This is a genomic window from bacterium (assembly GCA_020440705.1).
In the GTDB taxonomy this organism is placed as follows: domain Bacteria; phylum Krumholzibacteriota; class Krumholzibacteriia; order LZORAL124-64-63; family LZORAL124-64-63; genus JAGRNP01.
Genome location: JAGRNP010000210.1, coordinates 1 through 3,407, shown reverse-complemented (window position 1 = coordinate 3,407; position 3,407 = coordinate 1). Strand labels below are relative to the sequence as shown.

The window sequence follows — 3,407 nt, the reverse complement described above, 5'->3', positions numbered from 1 at the left end:
TGGAATCACCTCGACCGTCACTTCGTGAACCGTGAGAGCCAGGTCCTCACCTGTGATGCTGAAATCGACACTCGCCTGGGTCGCTTCCGGAGCAGTTCGGAGTACGATCTCCGCGAAATTGTCCGCACCGTTCTGGAGAGATGTGTGCGACTGGGAGTGCTCGGACCAGGACCGTTTCCCGTCCGGACTCACCTTGTAGTCGCCCAGGACGAGCATGGCGCGCCGTCGCTCCGTCTGGTCTGCGGCCCCGTGCAAAGAGTACCGGGCGCGGACACGGAAGGTCGCCCCACGGGCAATCTCGAAAATCTGGGACAGCGTCGCCGCAAATTCGCCGCAGGCCGGTGATTGGATCGTGACTCCGCCCTCCAGGGCCCGAACCGGCCCGATCACAGGCAGTTCGCAACCGCTCCCGGCGCGCGCCTGCCAGCGCCAGTGCGCCGGCGTGCTGTCGGTCCACGCCCGAAACTCACCGTTCGCGAACAGACCCGGCACTTCCTCGACTTCAGGGGAAGCCGAGGCGGCCGATGCCTTCCGCTGCGGGACGACCGGCGTCTCGGGTTCAAATGCGGGCAGGACCTCGGGGACAGGAAGCGGTCCATCCCAGCGGGCAACGTGTTCCGACGGAAAGTCACCCGCTTCCTTGAAGCTTCCGGCCAGCCAAAGGCTGTTCTCCGTCGCAACCATCCGGTAGGCCTGGTAACTCACTCCGCCCTCGAGAGGTCGCCACAGTTCACCATCCCACCAGCCGACGTTGCGGCATGCGACACCGTCGATCCCAGCGTAGATGCCACTGGCAACGAGGTGCCCCTTGTAGCCGGCCAGCGCGTCGATCCCTCCCGGGCGGCCCGCACGGCCACGGAAGTCTCCCGGAACAGGGCGCCACTCGCGGCCGTTCCAGGCCTGAATCCGCGTCGATTCGGACATCATTTCAAAGGGGTCCGAGACCGCCACTACGAGTTCGGCACCCCAGCCCCCGAGGGCCGTCGGCTCGCAGTGCTCGGTTGCTTTCAGAACAGACCAGTTGGTCCCGTTCAGGACGGTGACGAGCCCCCTCAACGTGTCACCGACGGACTTCACTGTCCAGGCGGCATAGAGTCGATCCCCGACGACGACTGTCCTGCGGAGGCTCGCAGCGGGATCCGGTCGCGAGATCGGCCGCCATGCATCGCCATCGAAGAGCAGCCCCGGGTAGTCCCGGTCGTCACCTTCGGAGAAGTCGCCGAAGACGCACACGGTGTCCCGGAAGGCGACCGCACCATGGGCCCAGGACAGCCCGAATGGGGACCGCGGTGACGTGGGCGCCCAACGACCGCCATCCCATTGGGCGAGATGCCAAGCCAACTCCGGTCGCTCGCGACGTTCAGGGGGATTACCGACAGGCATGCGCCCGAATCCGACGACCCGATCGCCGACCTCGGTGATCAGCTTGAGGTCGACGTCCAGGCCCGGCGAGCCTGCGGCCGGCCCCGGATACGGCTCCCATTGGCCATCGCCCCACACGGCGGGCCCGAATACGTTCCGCGCGCCGGCCCCGGTGCCGCACTCGAGGACGATCTGATCTGCCAAACGCTTCAACTCCATCAGTCCCCCGCCCACGCCCTGGCCTGTGACGAGGGGATCCCAGCGTTTGCCGTCCCAAAGCCCAAGATTGTTCAGCAGAAAGCCTTCTCCGCCCGGGATCTCACCGACTGCGACGAGCCGTCCGCCAAAGACCATAAGGTCGGCGACCGATAGCTGGCCCGGGTAGGTCGGTGACGTGAAGAACTCCGGCAACTCTGACTGCCACGCACTTCCATCCCACGAGGCGATCGCGCGGGCCCTCCTGCCGCCGGCAGAGTCGAAGCGCCCGCCGACGATCAGCTTTTCTCGCCAGACGACCATAGCGTTCACTTCAGGTCGAGTCTGGTATTCTCTCCCCAGGCCCCCGGACATCCCCGACCATTGTCCCCCGGACCAGCAGGCCACGGAGGTTGCCGCGACCCCCGACACGTTGTTGAAGCTGCCGCCGATGTAGAGCCGATCTCCGTGCCCCTGGATCGCCGACACGACGTCGTCAGGGCCTTCTCCGAACGACCGCCAGGCGGCGCCGTCCCACGCGGCGAGGTTCATGGCATCGGCCGTGCCGGCGCGGTTGAATACGCCACCGACGATCAGGCTGCCGTCGTGGACCGCCAGCGCTTCGACCCGGGTCCGGCCGCCACCCGCGATCCCGTGGCCGACCGCGTGCCACCTCTGACCGTCCCACCTGGCGAGATGTCGTATCGTGGAACCCGCCTCAAGAGCGAAGCGGCCGCCGACGTACAAGCCGCCTTCGAAGACCACCAGGGCGTGGACGTCTCCCGCCAGGCCACCAGGGAGCCCCCGCCAGCCCTCGCCGTCCCATCGGGCGAGTCCGGACGAGAACATGCTGTCTAGGGCCGCGAAGGACCCTCCAGCAACCAGGCTGCCGCCATAAACAGCCAAACATGAGATGTTGCGAGGCCCCGATCCGAGTTGGATCCAGCGGCTGCCGTCCCAGCGGGCGACCTTTTCGACCCGGTCGCGGCCGGCATTCGAGAAGCGGCCAGCCACGACGAGTTGGCCCCCGTAATCGACGACTGCTTCAGGGCGGCTGCTACTGCCGAAGCCTGTCGGGCCGAACTCGTTGGACCACTCCGCATGGGCAGTTGCCGAGAGGAGGGCGGCGATCAGAAGGAAGGGGTAGATGACTCGGGCGATTGACATTCCGGCGCTTCAATCGTGGTGTGGGAGGGGTGAACGGGTTCCTGAAACGGCGAGACCGGATCTCGAGTTGAAGGTACTGAACGTGTTGGTGGCTCACAATAGTGATGATGGGCGGGCGGTCTTGTTCGCGTCCTTTTTCGGAGATGGGTTTCGCGCCATACTGATTTTGTTCGGGCGCGATAAAGCTCCGGGGTAAGGCCTGGAACAGGAAACCGGAGTTCCGATACTCTGATATCAAACGGTCTTCTTGGAGGGGAAGGTTACGCCAAAGCCCGCTACACCAACCGCTACCCCAAACGAAAAAGGACTTACGCCAAAATGACGTAAGTCCTTTATTTTTTTGGTACGCCGCCAGGGAATCGAACCCCGAACCTACTGATTAAGAGTCAGTCGCCCCTATCTTTGCCACGCGTTGCCAGATTGTGCCCGGCTTGCTTTATTGCTTTAAAATAACAGCTTATGTGGTTGCCAGCGGACGCCCCGACGTGCTAGCTTTTGCCCAGCCGTGTAGAACATACGTAGAACAAAGGATCCTGGGGAGGTCACTGATGGCGGCGAAGAGGTTCAAGTTCGGTAAGCGGGCGATCGACAGTCTGACACCCGACCCGATCCGGCGCGGCTACTACTACGACACCCAGACTCCAGGTCTCGAGCTTCAGGTCTATCCGTCTGGGACCAAGGTG

1 protein-coding gene and 1 tRNA gene are annotated in these 3,407 nt (G+C 64.3%); both read right to left on the bottom strand.

Going from position 1 to position 3,407, the window contains the following annotated elements; all coding sequences use genetic code 11:
• A partial coding sequence (locus KDM41_17615) for a hypothetical protein (GenBank protein MCB1185241.1) occupies nt 1–2,724 on the bottom strand: 2,724 nt, incomplete at its 3' end.
• Nucleotides 2,725–3,065: 341 nt separating this feature from the next.
• Nucleotides 3,066–3,154, bottom strand: a tRNA-Lys gene (locus KDM41_17610).
• Nucleotides 3,155–3,407: the final 253 nt, after the last annotated feature.